Source organism: Psychrobacillus vulpis (assembly GCF_006861825.1).
GTDB lineage: Bacteria > Bacillota > Bacilli > Bacillales_A > Planococcaceae > Psychrobacillus > Psychrobacillus vulpis.
Window position 1 is genome coordinate 45,474 of record NZ_VDGI01000002.1, and the last position, 16,857, is coordinate 62,330.

Sequence of the window (16,857 nt, forward strand, 5' to 3'; positions counted from 1 at the left end):
TTTTGTATAATAAAGCTAATATGTAGTAAAGGAGAAATGGCATGAAAAAACCTATTCACATAATGGTCATTATAATACTCCTACTACTTACTATTTTCTTATATAATAAACAACTGGGATCAATTCCTTTGCTCTCCCTTTCATTTTATTTGTTTGCGTTAGCAGGGGTGAAAATTTCTCTATTCAAAAAGAATAAATGAATGTAGCATATTACATAATTGTTTGTATATAATGGGAAGTATGCAAACGGACATAGAAAGGACGTGCACGATTTGAATTTTCGTGAAATGACAAAAGCACAACTACAAGAAGAATCATTAATAGACTTAGGATTCGCGATTTTAGAAGATAAGAAAAATTCCTTAACATTAAATGATTTGTTTAATGAGATACAAAATATGAATGGTTTATCGGATGAAGACATGGAATCCCGCAAGCTTCAGTTCTATACAGATATGAATATTGATGGACGATTTTTAGCAACAGCTGAAAATAAATGGGGACTAAGAGAATGGTACCCAGTAGAACAAATTGAAGAAGAGACAGCTCCTACTGTGAAGGTACGTAAAAAGAAAGCTAAAGCAACAGAGGATGACGATTTAGAAGAAGTGGACGAAGATGAAATCATTTTCGAGGAAGAATTCGATGAGTTTATTGAAGACGACGAAGAAGAAGATGATGATGAAACATTAGATTTCGTTGAAGAAGAAATTGATGAAGTGATTGAAGAAGACTTAATCGATGAAGATGAAGATGAATTTGAAATTATCGATGACGAAGAGGATCTCGACGACGAAGATTTGGAAGACGAAGAATAATTCTTGACTTCTTTATCTATACGCTATAAAATTCTATTGGGCTCTTTTTAAGAGACAGTACTTATGTGCATATGCGCTCCCCTGCCAAAATAGCAGGCGGAGCGCTTTTTGTTATTGTATTACCTTAATCAGCAATTTACTTTCTGCGACAAAACGAAGCGACAGAAGCAAAATTTTTTTCTGCGACGAAAGCGAAGCGACAGAAGCAAAATTTTTTTCTGCGACGAAAGCGAAGCGACAGAAGCAAAATTTTTTTCTGCGACGAAAGCGAAGCGACAGAAGCAAAATTTTTTTCTGCGACGAAAGCGAAGCGACAGGAGCAAATTTTTTTCTGCGACGAAAGCGAAGCGACAGGAGCAAATTTTTTTCTGCGACGAAAGCGAAGCGACAGGAGCAAATTTTTTTCTGCGACGAAAGCGAAGCGACAGGAGCAAATTTTTTTCTGCGACGAAAGCGAAGCGACAGGAGCATAGAATTTTCACTTTTGCTGAATGCTGTATAAGGATAAAGCCTCCGGCGGATTCCACAGATTTTGTCAAGAAGTGCAATTGGCTAACCAATTGATATGTTTCCAGCGACGAGCTTTGTGCAGGAACAAAATTCCCCAAGGCGAATTTATTATTAATAGAGGAGGACAAAAAATGACTAAATTTATTTTTGTTACTGGTGGGGTTGTATCTTCACTAGGAAAAGGAATTACGGCTGCTTCACTTGGCCGTTTATTAAAAAACAGAGGGTTGAATGTAACAATTCAAAAATTTGATCCATACATTAACTTAGACCCTGGAACAATGAGTCCGTATCAACACGGAGAAGTTTTCGTTACAGATGATGGTGCAGAAACGGATTTAGACTTAGGTCATTACGAGCGTTTTATCGACATCAATTTAAACAAGTACTCGAACATCACGACAGGAAAAGTGTACTCCTCTGTTTTAAGAAAAGAGCGTCGTGGTGATTATAACGGTGGAACAGTACAAGTAATTCCACATATTACAAACGAAATTAAACAACGTTTATTTTTAGCTGCAAAAGAAACACATGCAGATATCGTTATTACGGAAATCGGTGGAACTGTTGGAGATATCGAATCACTTCCATTCTTAGAAACAATCCGTCAAATGAAACGTGACGTAGGTAGCAATAATGTGATGTACGTTCACTGTACATTAGTTCCTTTCATTAAAGCAGCTGGTGAAATGAAAACAAAGCCAACTCAACATAGTGTGAAAGAACTACGCAGTCTAGGTATTCAACCAAATGTCATTGTTGTTCGTTCGGAAATGCCTGTTCCTCAAGATATGAAAGATAAAATTGCTCTTTTCTGTGATATTAAACCAGAAGAAGTAATTGAATGTATCGATGCAGATTCGTTATATGAAATTCCATTAATGCTTCAACAACAACATTTAGACCAAATCGTTGTGGATCATTTCCAACTTAATACAAAAGAAGCGGATATGACAGACTGGAAAGCATTAGTTGATCAAGTGAAATCTTTAACGAAAAAAGTACGTATTGGTTTAGTTGGTAAATATGTAGAACTTCAAGATGCATACATTTCAGTTGTAGAAGCAATGAAACATGCTGGTTACAAATTTGATGCAGATGTTGAAGTGAAATGGGTAAATGCAGAGCATGTCAATGACGCAAATGTTGCAGGAATTCTTTCGGATGTTGACGGAATTCTTGTTCCTGGTGGATTTGGAGACCGTGGTGTAGAAGGGAAAATCTCTGCTACAAAATTTGCTCGTGAAAACAATATTCCTTTCCTAGGTATTTGTTTAGGAATGCAACTTGCAACAGTTGAATTCGCACGTTCTATTTTAGAATTACAAGGTGCTCATTCGTCAGAACTAGATCCAAATACAGCACATCCAATTATTGATTTATTGCCAGAACAAAAAGACATAGAAGACTTAGGTGGAACACTTCGTCTTGGATTATTCCCATGTAAATTGACAGTTGGTTCAAAAGCACACGAAGCATATGGCGAAGAGCTTGTGTACGAACGTCACCGTCACCGTTATGAATTCAACAACGAATACCGTGAGCAATTCGAAGCAGCTGGATTCGTGTTCTCTGGTACAAGCCCAGATGGTCGATTAATCGAAATCATCGAGCTTCCAGAACACCCATTCTTCGTAGCTTCTCAGTTCCATCCGGAATTTGTGTCACGTCCACAACGTCCACAACCATTATTCCGTGAGTTCATCAAAGCAGCAGTAGAAAAATAATAAATGCAGAGCAGTTCGACTTGTCGAACTGCTTTTTTAAATAAAAAAGTATATAAAATTGATGTACTATGAACCTTTTACTAGGGATAGTAATAATGGCGCAGAAAGAGTGTCATTCCAATAAATTATCTATCAAATAGTCCTTCGCTTCGAGGGCACTGAAAAAGTACCTTTAATCAGCTTTGCCAGACGGAGTTGTACAATAACTCCATAGATAAGAAAATCGTTGAAATGGCTCCCTTTCCGCGGGCGTTGCCTCAGCCTCCTCGCTTCGCTGGTGGCCACTGAAAAAGTGCAGTTCTCATAATTTTTCTGATAAATATTTGCTACTGCGAAAATCTCGTCGCAGAAAAGACTTTATAATTGGATTTAGCACGGCTCTGTTCCCTTTCCGTGGGCGAGCGCCGAGCCTCCTCCTGCGCTACGCTTCGTGTGGGGTCTCGTCTGTCTCGCTTTCCCACAGGAGTCTCACGCCGCCGTACTAAATCCTATAGTACGTAATATAGTCACATCAAATATTTATCATGAATAAATTCTGTAATAGAGTTTTTCAGTGACCTCCTTCGCTGCGGGGTCTTCGGCTAACGCTATTCCCGCAGGAGTGTCGCCTTTTTCAACGATTTTCTAGAAATAATAAAGTATTTACTTATCCGGTAATAAGATGGCCTACATGCTGTCCAAAGCACGCTAGAAACGATGAAAGAAGATGCACTTAAAGGAAGGTTGCGCATATTACGTAATAAATGCGCAACAGCGACTAAATGACTGGTGACCGAGACCAATGTGTACTAAGCTTAAACAAATAAATAAATGCCCAAAGAAAGTTAGAATCTCCTTGGGCATTTTCTTATTCTTCTTCAACGAAGAGCATTTCGTCGAGTTTCATTTTTACTGCTTCATATACGAACATGGCACTTAATGCATAGGGCTGTACAACTCTGCTTCCATCTTCTGCGGGGATTAAACCTTTTGATAGCTTCAACGAAATATATGTATATGCAAGGTTTGCGAGTTTATTTTCATCACTTGTAGGATCTGCGGCAGTTGCACTAAATGGAATGAAAGCATCACTTAATTTTTCTGCAAGTGCCAATGCATCTTCGTTTTCGCTAGATCGTGTAATAATCCAAACACGATCCGCACTAGTAAGCTTAGTATCTTCGGTAAAAACCTGCATACTAGGAAAGGGCTCTACAGCATATTTTGCGTTAATTGTGATACTCTGCATTTCTCCGAACGTCGCAAAATAAATAGTACCTTCTCGAGCTGCAGCTTGTGCAAGTAATCGAGCTGTTTCTTCTATATTCTCTTCTTCGGAAGTTGCAATTCTTTGTAGTAGACCATAAAGCTGTGTTGTTAATATTTTCATGATATTTTCACCTCTTTGTTATTATAAAGTAGTGGATGGTTAACGTAAAACGGGAAATTATTAGATTCTTTTGAAGGAATGTGGAAATTAGTAGCGAATAGTATAAGAAGGGGAAATTTTAATAAAAGGGGCTTAGACATCATGAAACACATTTTAATAGTAGATGATCAACTAGGAATAAGGATGCTCTTGAAAGAAGTTTTTTCACAAGAAGGTTATAAAGTGAGTTTGGCTTCAAATGGTCAAGAAGCATTGGATATTGCAAGTAAGGAATCAATTGATGGTGTTTTACTAGACATGAAAATTCCTGGAATGGATGGAATTCAAATATTAAAATACTTAAAAGAAAAGTTTCCTGCTCTACCTGTTATGATGATGACAGCATATGGAGAATTAAATATTATCCAAGAAGCAAAAGATTTAGGAGCATCACTGTACTTTACGAAACCTTTTGATATATTTGAAGTCCGTGATTCCGTCAGTAACTTATTAAATGAATAGCATATAGGCAGGCAGTGGAAAACATCGCCTGTTTTTGTTATGATGAAACAAGAAAAGTGGAAGGCGCTATAAAGTGTGCTATTTGAGTTCAAATAGTCGGCGTCTGTAGCTAGAAAAATAGATATAAGAATTTAAATGAGTGTAAAAGCAAATAGAGGAGGTCCATTTAAATGGCTTTAGTATCGATGAAAGAAATGCTTGAAAAAGGGAAAAAAGAAGGATATGCAGTAGGGCAATTCAATATAAATAATCTTGAATTTACTCAAGCTATTTTACAAGCTGCGGAAGAAGAAAAGTCTCCAGTCATTTTAGGTGTTTCCGAAGGTGCAGCAAAATATATGGGTGGCTTCACTACAGTCGTACATATGGTAAAAGGACTAATGGAAGACTATAAAACGTCTGTTCCAGTTGCAATTCACTTAGATCATGGCTCTAGCTTTGAAAAATGTAAAGCAGCAATTGACGCAGGATTCACTTCTGTAATGATTGACGCTTCACATCATCCGTTTGAAGAAAATGTAGAAATTACTTCACAAGTAGTGGAATATGCGCATGCACATAATGTTTCTGTAGAAGCAGAGCTTGGTACAGTTGGCGGACAGGAAGATGACGTAGTGGCTGATGGTGTTATTTATGCAGATCCAGCAGAGTGCGCGGAACTAGTAAAACGTACTGCAATTGATTGCTTAGCTCCAGCATTAGGTTCTGTTCATGGTCCATACAAAGGTGAACCAAACTTAGGATTTAAAGAGATGGAAGAAATATCACAACTAGCAGACCTACCATTAGTGTTACATGGTGGTACTGGAATTCCAACACATGATATTACACGCGCTATTTCTCTTGGAACAGCGAAAATTAATGTGAATACAGAAAACCAAATTTCTGCTACAAAAGCAATTCGTGCCTATTTAGACGAAAATCCAGCGCAATATGACCCTCGAAAATATTTAATCCCAGCACGTGAGGCGATTAAAGCAACGGTTATCGGTAAAATGCGTGAATTTGGAAGTGCAAACAAAGCCTAATTTACTAACATAAATAGATTTACAGGAGAAGCGTTCGGTTTAACTGGAACCTTCTCCTATTTTTCCATTATCAAGGAGGATATTATTAATATGAAGTTTTTTATAGATACAGCTAATTTTGAAGAAATAAAAGAAGCGCACGCTTGGGGCATTCTATCAGGAGTGACAACGAATCCATCGCTAGTAGCGAAAGAAAATATTTCTTTCCATGACCGTCTTCGTGAAATTACGGCATTGGTAGACGGTTCAGTTAGTGCAGAAGTAATCTCTTTAGATGCTGAAGGCATGATTAAAGAGGGAAGAGAACTTGCTGCTATAGCACCGAACATTACAGTTAAGCTTCCAATGACACCAGAAGGATTAAAAGCATGTTCCGTATTTCGTTCAGAAGGAATTAAAACAAACGTAACACTTATTTTTAGTGCAAACCAAGCACTACTTGCAGCACGTGCGGGTGCAACATATGTATCTCCATTTTTAGGGCGCTTGGACGATATTGGGCATGATGGTATGGAATTGATTGCGAAGATTGCTCAAATTTTTGAAATCCATCATATTGATACAGAGATTATTGCTGCTTCTATCAGACACCCACAACATATTACAGATGCAGCGTTAAATGGTGCACATATTTCTACAACACCGTTTAAAGTATTAAAGCAACTTTTCCACCATCCATTAACGGATAAAGGAATTGAAGGATTTCTAGCGGATTGGAACAATCGTAAAAGCGAGTAACAAGACGAAGGAGAAACGTATGGTATGGAAGTTTACAAAATAAAAGGGGCAAATCGTCTACACGGTACGATTAAAGTAAGTGGAGCAAAAAATAGTGCAGTAGCACTTATTCCTGCTTCCTTGCTGGCGAACTCTCCTGTTACTATCGAAGGATTACCTGAAATTTTAGACGTATGGACTTTGAAAGAAATTTTAGAAGAAGTAGGAGCGGAAGTCACATTTAAAGATGGCACGATGATAATCGATCCAACAAATGTTGTAGATATGCCGCTTCCTAATGGCAATATAAAAAAGCTGCGTGCATCGTATTACTTAATGGGAGCACTTCTCGGTAAATTTAAGAAAGCTGCTATAGGTTTACCAGGAGGATGCCACCTAGGACCACGACCAATTGATCAGCATATTAAAGGTTTTGAAGCCTTAGGGGCTAATGTATCAAATGAACATGGTGCTATATATTTGCGCGCAGAAGAATTGGTTGGCTCTAAAATTTATTTAGACGTTGTAAGTGTAGGTGCAACTATTAATATTATGCTTGCTGCTGTACTTGCTAAAGGTAGAACGATCATTGAAAATGCTGCGAAAGAACCTGAAATCATTGATGTTGCTACTCTATTATCTAATATGGGAGCAAACATTAAAGGTGCCGGAACGAATGTTATTCGTATTGACGGAGTGGAAGAACTGCATGGTACGAAGCATACGATAATTCCAGATCGAATAGAAGCAGGAACATTCATGATTATGGCAGCAGTTGCAGGGGATGGCGTCACAATCGATAACGTTATTCCATTTCACGTAGAAGCTTTAACAGCGAAGCTTCGTGAAATGGGTGTGGAAGTAGAAGAGTATGAAGAAAAGATTTTTATTCCGAAACCTAGAAGTTTACAGGCAGTAGATGTGAAAACACTTGTATATCCAGGGTTTCCGACTGATTTGCAACAGCCATTTTCAGTATTAATGACACAAGCTACTGGAACTTCCGTAATTACAGATAGTATTTATTCAGCGCGATTTAAACAAATTGACGAATTACGCCGGATGAATGCAAATGGACGAGTAGACGGCAGAACGGCTTCTATTACTGGTCCAGTGAGTTTGGAAGCTGCAACAGTACGTGCCAGTGACTTACGAGCAGGGGCAGCGCTAGTAATTGCAGGGTTAATCGCTGACGGAGAAACAGAGATACAAGATATTTTTCATATAGAACGTGGCTATAGCTCAATTATTGAAAAGCTTCAAGGACTTGGTGCTGACATTAGAAGAGTGGAAGTAAAAGAAATCGAAATAAACAATGAATAATTTCCATCATTATTTATTTATAAAATATGCTACAATGTAACAGGAAGAAAGACAGGGCGGAATTATAACCGTAAAACGGGAGGCAAAATTAGATGGAACGTAGTTTATCAATGGAGTTAGTTCGTGTAACAGAAGCGGCAGCAATCGCATCTGCTCGTTGGATGGGACGCGGATTAAAAAATGAAGCAGATGATGCAGCAACTACTGCAATGCGAACTGTTTTTGACACAATTCCAATGGAAGGTGTCGTAGTAATTGGGGAAGGTGAAATGGACGAAGCACCGATGTTATATATCGGAGAAAAGCTTGGACATGGAACTGGTGGTCCTCAAGTTGACGTAGCAGTAGATCCTTTAGAAGGTACGAATATTGTAGCTTCAGGTGGATGGAATGCACTTGCAGTTCTTGCAATTGCTGATCGCGGAAATTTACTTCATGCTCCAGATATGTACATGGAAAAACTTGCTGTAGGTCCGGAAGCTGTTGGCCAAGTGGATATTAACGCACCTGTTATTGACAATTTAAGAGCAGTTGCTCGAGCAAAAAATAAAGATATCGAGGACGTAGTGGCAACGATTTTAGGTCGTCCGCGTCACCAAAAAATAATCGATGAAATTAGAGCTGCTGGCGCTCGCATCAAGTTAATCACAGATGGTGATGTTGCTGGAGCTATTAATACAGCATTCGATAACACAGGTGTAGATATTTTATTCGGTATGGGTGGAGCTCCTGAAGGAGTTATCTCTGCTGTAGGATTAAAATGTTTAGGTGGAGAAATTCAAGGGAAACTTATACCACATGATGATGCTGAGCTAGCTCGTTGTATCAAAATGGGGCTAGATGTAAACAAGGTCTTACGTATGGAAGACTTGGTAAAAGGCGACGATGCTATTTTTGCTGCTACTGGTGTAACGGACGGAGAGTTACTTCGCGGTGTGCAATTTAAAGGAGCTTTTGGTTCTACACACTCAATCGTTATGCGTGCAAAATCAGGTACGATTCGTTTTGTAGAAGGACGTCATAGCTTAAATAAAAAACCGAATTTAGTTCTATAAAACTAAACTTCCTTAATGTATACCCGACTGTATCTGGTCGGGTATCCTCTTAATAAACTTCATCCCTAATTAACCCAGAAAATATTTCACAACAAAATATTATAAAGAGTGGTGCTTTGCCAATGACACAAACGACAATAAATGAATTAGAAAATATGACGCTAAAAGAACTTTATGCTCTGGCACGGAAGTTTAAAGTTGCAGCATATAGCAAACTCTCAAAAAAAGAACTTATTTTTGCTATTTTAAAATCACGTGCGGAACAAGAAGGATTTTTCTTTATGGAAGGCGTTTTAGAAATTATCCAGCAGGAAGGCTTTGGTTTCTTACGTCCTATTAACTATTCACCTAGTTCCGAGGATATTTATATTTCAGCTTCTCAAATTAGAAGATTTGATCTTCGTAACGGAGATAAAGTAACAGGGAAAGTAAGACCGCCAAAAGAAAGTGAACGTTACTATGGACTTCTACATGTGGAATTAGTAAATGGGGAAGATCCGGAAATTGCAAAAGAACGTGTACATTTTCCAGGACTTACACCATTATATCCTGATCGCCATATTAAACTAGAAACTGTTTCAGAAAAGTTATCAACTAGAATTATGGACTTAGTCGCACCAGTTGGATATGGTCAACGTGGGTTAATCGTTGCCCCTCCAAAAGCGGGTAAAACATTATTAATAAAAGAAATAGCAAATGCTATTACAACGAATCATCCAAATGCAGAGCTTATTGTTTTATTAATAGACGAGCGTCCAGAAGAAGTAACGGACATCGAGCGTTCTGTTAAAGCTGATGTTGTCAGCTCTACTTTTGATGAGGTTCCAGAAAATCATGTGAAAGTTGCGGAACTAGTTTTAGAAAGAGCAATGCGTTTAGTAGAACATAAGCGAGATGTCATTATTTTAATGGATTCTATCACCCGCCTAGCACGTGCTTATAACTTAGTTATTCCACCAAGTGGACGTACACTTTCCGGTGGTATTGATCCAGCTGCATTCCACCGTCCAAAAAGATTTTTTGGAGCAGCACGTAATATTGAAGAAGGTGGTAGCTTAACAATTCTTGCAACAGCATTAGTTGACACTGGATCTCGTATGGATGAAGTAATTTATGAAGAGTTTAAAGGAACAGGAAACCTTGAACTTCACTTAGATAGAAGTCTTGCGGAACGTCGAGTGTTCCCTGCAATCGACATTCGTCGCTCAGGTACAAGAAAAGAAGAGCTTCTTATTCCAAAAGAGCAGCTTGATAAACTATGGGCTATTCGCAAAACATTTTCAGACACATCCGATTTTGCAGAGCGCTTCTTGAAAAAGTTACGCCAATCAAAAACGAACGAAGCGTTTTTTGAACAACTTACGGAAGAAATGAAAGCACATCGTAGCGGAAAAGTTACGCTGTAAGAAGAAAAGTTCATATCAAAACAACTTGCATATTAAAACAATATATGGTATTATGTTCTTCGTAAGTTTACAAATTTCTGCTACATATACGATTGGCATCATTCGGATCGTGTAAGGTATCAGTTTCATAACCAACTCTGTTCCAGATGGTTCAGGGCGAGAGGAGAGATAAAGATGAAAGCAGGAATTCATCCAGATTACAAAGAAGCAACAGTAACATGTTCATGTGGTAACACATTCCAAACAGGTTCTGTAAAATCAGACATTAAAGTCGAGTTCTGTAACGATTGTCATCCATTCTATACTGGACGTCAAAAATTCGCAGCTGCGGATGGCCGTGTTGATCGCTTCAACAAAAAATACGGTATTCAAGAAGAAGCTAAAAACTAAGTACCAAATACCTGTAAAGCACATTGTGTTTTGCAGGTATTTTTATTTGGAAAAATGATGCTTCTAAAGAACAGACATAAAAATGAAAATATTTTTTTAAGTATCGACAGTTAGATTCGTATGTTATAAATAGATAGAGGAAAAAACAGCATAAACATCTATACAAAATTTGAAGTGTATGGAAACAAGTTTCCAATAGCACATTTTCATAATAAATAAAAGACAAGATTTTTAATTTGTTTTTCGGTATGATGAGTAAAGATTGTTTGAAAGGGAGTATCTGAATGTTTATTACGTCCCAAATGGGCTGGGTAGAAGTAATATGTGGAAGTATGTTTTCTGGTAAATCAGAAGAGCTAATTCGTCGTATTAGACGTGTACAATTTGCAAAACAGAAAATTGTCGTGTTTAAGCCGATGATTGACAATAGGTATAGTGAAGAGGCAGTAGTAAGTCATGATGGAACCTCAACGATTGCGATTCCAATCCAACAATCAGAAGAAATTTGGCTCCATATTTCCGATGAAATCGATGTAATTGCTGTAGATGAGACACAATTTTTCGATGAAGGAATAGTGGATGTTGTCGCAAAACTTGCTGACCATGGCTATCGTGTAATTGTAGCGGGGCTTGACCAAGATTTTCGTGGAAAGCCATTTGGTCCGATGCCTGCCATTTTATGTATGGCAGAACAAGTAACGAAACTTCATGCAGTGTGCGCTGTATGTGGTTCAGAAGCAAGCAGAACACAGCGACTCATCAATGGACAACCTGCCGGTGCCGAGGATCCAATTATTCTTGTAGGAGCATCAGAAGCTTACGAACCAAGATGCCGTCATCACCATGAAGTACCGATTGGTACAACAACATTACAACAACAACACGCAAGAGAGTAGCAATAGCTGCTCTTTTTTGTTTTTGGTGATTGGTGCCTGGCACTGAAACTTTCATGAATGTTTAAACATTCGTGTTTGTTTCAACTTTCACGTTTGTTTTGGTGCCAGGCACCAGTAACAATACTGAAATAGAAAAGGTAGCGGTTAGTGGAATTTTTCTTTATAATAGTAGAAAGTAGTTGTCCAGACTTCAGCGCCTTGTCCCTCGAGGTCAAATGTGAAATAGCTGTGGTGGCTGGGGAACTGCCTCCTCGCTATCCCACATTTGCTTGTCGGGACAGTGACAGGCGCTTACGCTTTTAAATTGATATAGACTGAAACGAACGAGGTGAGCTCGATGTTTGATCGATTACAATCGGTAGAAGATCGTTATAATAATTTAAATGAATTGCTTAGTGACCCAGATGTGGTCAACGATACAAAGAAACTAAGAGAATATTCAAAAGAGCAATCAGATTTGCAGCCGACAGTAGATGCGTACCGTGAATACAAGGATGCAAAAAGTCAATATAATGACGCAAAGCTGATGTTAGAGGAAAAGCTCGATGCGGATATGCGTGATATGGTAAAAGAAGAAGTAAATGATTTGGAGATCCAAATTGCTGAGCTTGAAGAACTTCTTAGAGTTCTATTGATTCCAAAGGATCCGAATGATGATAAAAACGTTATTATGGAGATTCGTGGAGCTGCTGGGGGAGACGAAGCGGCTTTATTTGCAGGGAATTTATTCAGAATGTATAGTAGATATGCAGAAACACAGGGCTGGAAAATTGATATTATGGAATCCTCTCCTACTGGACTTGGTGGATACAAAGAGATCATTTTCATGATTAATGGAACGAATGCCTATTCCAGAATGAAATATGAAAACGGTGCTCATCGTGTACAACGCGTACCAGAAACAGAGTCTGGTGGACGTATTCACACATCTACTGCAACTGTTGCTGTTCTTCCGGAAGCGGAGGAAGTGGATGTTGATATCCATGAAAAGGATGTACGTGTGGATACATTTGCATCTTCTGGAGCGGGTGGACAATCCGTTAATACGACCATGTCAGCTGTTCGTATGACACATTTACCAACCGGCATTACAGTTTCAATGCAAGATGAAAAATCGCAAATTAAAAACAGAGAAAAGGCTATGAAAATTCTACGAGCTCGAGTTGCGGATAAATTCCGTCAAGAAGCACAAGCCGAATATGATGCTGTTCGTAAATCTGCCGTAGGTACTGGTGACCGATCGGAGCGAATTCGAACATATAATTATCCACAAAATCGTGTGACGGATCACCGCATCGGATTAACAATTCAAAAGCTTGACCAGATTTTAGAAGGAAAGCTGAATGAAATAGTGGATGCATTAATATTGGAGGATCAAGCAGAAAAATTAGAAAGAATGAATGATACCAATGTGTAAAACAACTTATGAGGCCCTAACCCGGGCTTCTTCTTTTTTAGAAGAGAATAATCGAGAAAAAGAAGTGGCTCGTTATTTGTTGCAGCATGTATTAAAGAAAAATTATTCCGAATTGATGATGGCTATGTATGAAGAAATATCCCAAGAAGACTTCCAAACATTTTGGGCATACGTGGAGGAGCATGCAACTGGTCGTCCTTTTCAATACATTATTGGACAGGAAACGTTTTATGGGAGAGATTTTATAGTAAACGAAAACGTCTTAATCCCTCGCCCTGAAACAGAAGAATTAATAGAAGATGTAAAAAAACGTGCATTAAGATTGTTCGATACTAATAAAATCATACAGATCGCTGATATTGGAACTGGAAGCGGTGCAATTGCAGTCACAATCAAAAAAGAAATGCCAACCGCTAAAGTTACAGCATCTGATATTTCACCAAAAGCACTTGAAGTGGCAATGAAAAATGCAAAGCTATTAGATGCAGAAATAGATTTCAAATTAGGCGATTTACTTAAACCAATTGCCGATCAAAAATGGGATGTTCTGTTATCTAACCCTCCTTATATTGGGAAAAGAGAAGCGGTATCACTTTCAGATACAGTGATTGACTATGAACCTCATCTTGCGCTGTTTGCAGAAGAAGATGGTTTACAATTATATAGGAAAATGGCAGAACAGCTTCCAGCTATAATGAATACACCTAGTTTCATAGGATTTGAGATTGGATATGAACAAGGTCCGGCTGTACAAAAAATGCTTCAAACAGCGTTTCCTACTGCTTTAGTAGAAGTAGTGAAAGATATTAATCAAAAAAATCGTTTTGTTTTTTGTACAATCGTTGAATAAGTTATGAATCTATTGGTAACAATGTTCCTAAGGAGGAATGTTACATGTTACCAGATTACGAGATAAAAAGAGTACCACGTTTTACGCAACAGTTAGATGCAGTTATTTTCTTTGTATGGATGCTGTTAATTATTCAATTTTGCTTATTTTTCCTATTTCAACAAAATGATCAAGCTGAAGGTATGCGATTTCGTTTAGTTGCAAATAGCAATACTATAGAAGATCAACATATAAAGAATGAAATAAAAAAGAATATCGAGCCTATTTTAATGCAATATGAAAACAATCCACAGCAAACATATGTAGAATTAGAACAGGTTGTGGATAAATTGTCAGAAAAGTTAAATGAAAAAATTAGTATATCCACAGGACTAGCATTATTTCCACCGAAAGTATGGGATCAAGGTATTACAGCGCAATCATATATAGATTCCATTGTCATTACAATCGGAAATGGTCGAGGGGACAATTGGTGGTGTTCACTATTTCCGAAGGCTTGTTATAAGGAAGAACCAAAAAAAGATGAAAAACCAAAGTTTTGGGTTTGGGAATGGTTGAAAAAGAAGTTTTACACATAATTACCCACAAAATTCAGAAAGTTACTAACAAACTGTGGACAAGTACGGTAGAAAGGAGAAAAAACGACATGAAAACAGAAATTGTGAGTGTGGATAACTTATCCACAAAAGAGTTGGGTTATACACAAGCTGTGGCTTTTTTAAATGCAGGAGAAACCGTAGCATTTCCAACTGAAACAGTGTATGGTCTAGGGGCTGTTGCTACTAATGAAAAAGCAGTAAGTAAAATTTTTGGAGCAAAAGGTAGACCGCAAGACAACCCACTTATCGTCCACATCGCTGAAAAAGAAGAGCTAAATGCTTTTACGGCTAATATACCGAAGATAGCACAGGTGTGTATGGATGCTTTTTGGCCAGGACCATTAACGATTATCTTACCTCTAAAGCCAAATTCACTTGCAAAAAATGTTACAGCTGGGCTAGATTCAGTAGGTGTTCGAATGCCAGAACATCCAGTAGCACTGGAATTGCTTAGACGCTTAAAGCAACCGGTTGCCGCTCCGAGTGCTAACAGAAGTGGAAAACCTAGTCCGACAAAAGCTGAGCATGTTTTGCATGATTTGAGTGGTAAAATACCTTTCATCGTCGATGGTGGAGCGACTGGGATTGGTTTAGAATCGACAGTATTAGATTGTACTTCCAAAATTCCGACAATTCTTCGTCCAGGTGGAGTTACAAAAGAAATGCTTGAAAAAGTAATAGGGCCCGTCAATGAATCCAAATCGACAGACAATGCAGAAGCTCCTCGTGCACCAGGTATGAAATATGCACATTATGCACCAAATGCTCCTGTTTATCTAATTGATGCCTCTATACAAGCAGTACAAGATGCAGTGAAAAGCATACATAGTAATCATGAAAAAGTAGCATTAATTGCAAGTGAACAATTCGATGGGATAGAAGTAGATTTCTTTTTTTCGCTAGGAAAAGAAAATCAACTCGAAGATGCGGCTCACCTTTTATACGAAGCTCTTAGAAGCTGTGATGAAACAGAAGCAGATTTAGTGCTAGTTCCTATTTTCTCTAAACAAGGTGTTGGAACCGCAATTATGAATCGTCTAGAAAAAGCGGCAAATGGAAATTGGTATAAGATCTAAGGAATATAATATCGAAGACGAATATCACAGATACTCTTCTAATGTACAAACACTGCTTTTTTGGCTAACGTAGAATGAAAGCGATTTGAAACGGTCTAAGTAAATTATTGTATTCTCTCTTATTTCTTTGCATATAGTTAATTATGCAAATGGGACGGGGGAGATTTTTTTGTGGCGTGAAATATTAGCAGGCGCATTAATGTCTGTAGATGTTCTTATATTATTTTCACTTGTTTCATATAGAAAACAAATCTTTACACTAGCTGCTTGGGTGGCAGTATTACATATGCTTTTTCCTTTAATCGGATATTATGCGGGGACAATCGTGCAAAATTACTTAGAGCATGCGAGTCCTTATTTATCGGGAGTTCTTCTTACCTTAGTAGGGCTGCAAATGATTCTGACACAATCTCCTAAACAAGTTCCGCTATTCTCTCCTTTTCTTCTAGCCATTGTCGCGAGCATTGACACCTTTTCAGTAAGTATTTCGTTTGGTATGCTTAAAGTGGAAAAACTTTTATTTATATTAAGTTCAGGCATATTTTCTTTTTTTGCAGTTTTTATTGCTCAAAAAATAATATTTAATCATTCTTTAATGAATAGAGTTATCATTTTGAAATTAGCAGGAGTCCTCTTATTTTTAATGGGAATTATAACTTTACGAAATATTTAACAAATTTTAAATCATTTATAGGACTTTTTAATATATACTAGAGATGGGGAAATGGAACGATGAAAATTTTATTTGTTTGTACGGGAAATACATGTAGAAGTCCGATGGCAGAGGCAATTCTAAAAGCTCGTAATCTAGAAAATGTAGAAGTTCGTTCAGCAGGTATTTATGCCTTAAACGGGGGGAGTATGTCAAGAAATGGGCAAATAGTATTAGATAATGCGTTTATTCCATTTGTACATGAATCAGCTTCTTTAGAAGTACAGCACGTGGAATGGGCGGATATCATATTGACGATGACTGCATCCCATAAGCAAGCAATTATTCATGCATTTCCACATGCAATATCGAAAGTGTATATGTACAAAGAGTTTGTAACACCAGAAAATGTACAAGATGTATCAGATCCATATGGTGGAGATTTACGTACATATGAAAGCACGTTTGTAGAATTAAATGCATTAACAGATGAACTAGTGAAAAAACTTCAGGGGGATTAGGC

General features: G+C 37.9%; 17 protein-coding genes. 16 read left to right on the forward strand and 1 reads right to left on the reverse strand.

Going from position 1 to position 16,857, the window contains the following annotated elements; translation table 11 throughout:
- Nucleotides 1-272: 272 nt before the first annotated feature.
- Together rpoE and FG384_RS02770 are read left to right on the forward strand one after the other, a co-directional pair.
- Nucleotides 273-818 (forward strand): DNA-directed RNA polymerase subunit delta, encoded by a 546-nt coding sequence (rpoE, locus tag FG384_RS02765; RefSeq protein ID WP_205961734.1) that lies wholly within the window; start codon nt 273-275, stop codon nt 816-818.
- Between the two features lie 641 nt (nt 819-1,459).
- Complete coding sequence (locus tag FG384_RS02770) at nt 1,460-3,055, forward strand: CTP synthase (RefSeq protein WP_142641036.1); 1,596 nt, start codon at nt 1,460-1,462, stop codon at nt 3,053-3,055.
- An 847-nt stretch (nt 3,056-3,902) separates the two neighbouring features.
- Here the strand turns inward: FG384_RS02770 and FG384_RS02775 are convergent.
- A complete protein-coding gene (locus FG384_RS02775; RefSeq protein ID WP_338101311.1) occupies nt 3,903-4,424 on the reverse strand; it encodes a DUF2529 family protein in 522 nt (173 codons plus the stop codon).
- Nucleotides 4,425-4,565: 141 nt separating this feature from the next.
- Here FG384_RS02775 and FG384_RS02780 point away from each other — a divergent pair, with 141 nt between their 5' ends.
- From FG384_RS02780 to FG384_RS02845, 14 genes are all read left to right on the forward strand, one after another.
- On the forward strand, nt 4,566-4,925 hold the full coding sequence (locus FG384_RS02780; protein ID WP_142641038.1) for a response regulator: 360 nt from the start codon (nt 4,566-4,568) through the stop codon (nt 4,923-4,925).
- A 170-nt stretch (nt 4,926-5,095) separates the two neighbouring features.
- Nucleotides 5,096-5,953 carry a class II fructose-bisphosphate aldolase gene (locus tag FG384_RS02785; RefSeq protein WP_142641039.1) on the forward strand — a complete coding sequence of 286 codons (858 nt, stop codon included), beginning with the start codon at nt 5,096-5,098 and terminating at the stop codon, nt 5,951-5,953.
- A gap of 90 nt (nt 5,954-6,043) precedes the next feature.
- Nucleotides 6,044-6,691 carry a fructose-6-phosphate aldolase gene (gene fsa, locus FG384_RS02790; RefSeq protein ID WP_142641040.1) on the forward strand — a complete coding sequence of 216 codons (648 nt, stop codon included), beginning with the start codon at nt 6,044-6,046 and terminating at the stop codon, nt 6,689-6,691.
- Nucleotides 6,692-6,715: 24 nt separating this feature from the next.
- Nucleotides 6,716-7,993, forward strand: a complete 1,278-nt coding sequence (locus tag FG384_RS02795) for a UDP-N-acetylglucosamine 1-carboxyvinyltransferase (RefSeq protein ID WP_142641041.1) — start codon at nt 6,716-6,718, stop codon at nt 7,991-7,993.
- 92 nt (nt 7,994-8,085) lie between these two features.
- Nucleotides 8,086-9,048, forward strand: coding sequence for a class II fructose-bisphosphatase (gene glpX, locus FG384_RS02800; protein ID WP_142641042.1), 963 nt, complete (start codon nt 8,086-8,088; stop codon nt 9,046-9,048).
- Nucleotides 9,049-9,170: 122 nt separating this feature from the next.
- On the forward strand, nt 9,171-10,454 hold the full coding sequence (gene rho, locus FG384_RS02805; protein ID WP_142641043.1) for a transcription termination factor Rho: 1,284 nt from the start codon (nt 9,171-9,173) through the stop codon (nt 10,452-10,454).
- Nucleotides 10,455-10,628: 174 nt separating this feature from the next.
- Complete coding sequence (gene rpmE / locus FG384_RS02810; RefSeq protein WP_142641044.1) at nt 10,629-10,844, forward strand: 50S ribosomal protein L31; 216 nt, start codon at nt 10,629-10,631, stop codon at nt 10,842-10,844.
- 284 nt (nt 10,845-11,128) lie between these two features.
- Entirely contained in the window at nt 11,129-11,740 is a 612-nt protein-coding gene (locus FG384_RS02815; protein ID WP_142641045.1) for a thymidine kinase, read from the forward strand.
- A 337-nt stretch (nt 11,741-12,077) separates the two neighbouring features.
- Entirely contained in the window at nt 12,078-13,157 is a 1,080-nt protein-coding gene (prfA, locus tag FG384_RS02820; protein ID WP_142641046.1) for a peptide chain release factor 1, read from the forward strand.
- Nucleotides 13,150-14,007, forward strand: a complete 858-nt coding sequence (gene prmC / locus FG384_RS02825) for a peptide chain release factor N(5)-glutamine methyltransferase (protein ID WP_240793330.1) — start codon at nt 13,150-13,152, stop codon at nt 14,005-14,007. The genes prfA and prmC overlap by 8 nt, the downstream gene beginning before the upstream one ends.
- A 44-nt stretch (nt 14,008-14,051) precedes the next feature.
- Complete coding sequence (locus FG384_RS02830; RefSeq protein WP_142641048.1) at nt 14,052-14,585, forward strand: stage II sporulation protein R; 534 nt, start codon at nt 14,052-14,054, stop codon at nt 14,583-14,585.
- Between the two features lie 68 nt (nt 14,586-14,653).
- On the forward strand, nt 14,654-15,682 hold the full coding sequence (locus tag FG384_RS02835; protein ID WP_142641049.1) for an L-threonylcarbamoyladenylate synthase: 1,029 nt from the start codon (nt 14,654-14,656) through the stop codon (nt 15,680-15,682).
- A gap of 169 nt (nt 15,683-15,851) precedes the next feature.
- Entirely contained in the window at nt 15,852-16,355 is a 504-nt protein-coding gene (locus FG384_RS02840) for a manganese efflux pump MntP (protein ID WP_142641050.1), read from the forward strand.
- Nucleotides 16,356-16,414: 59 nt separating this feature from the next.
- Nucleotides 16,415-16,855, forward strand: coding sequence for a low molecular weight protein arginine phosphatase (locus tag FG384_RS02845; protein ID WP_142641051.1), 441 nt, complete (start codon nt 16,415-16,417; stop codon nt 16,853-16,855).
- Nucleotides 16,856-16,857 lie beyond the last annotated feature (2 nt).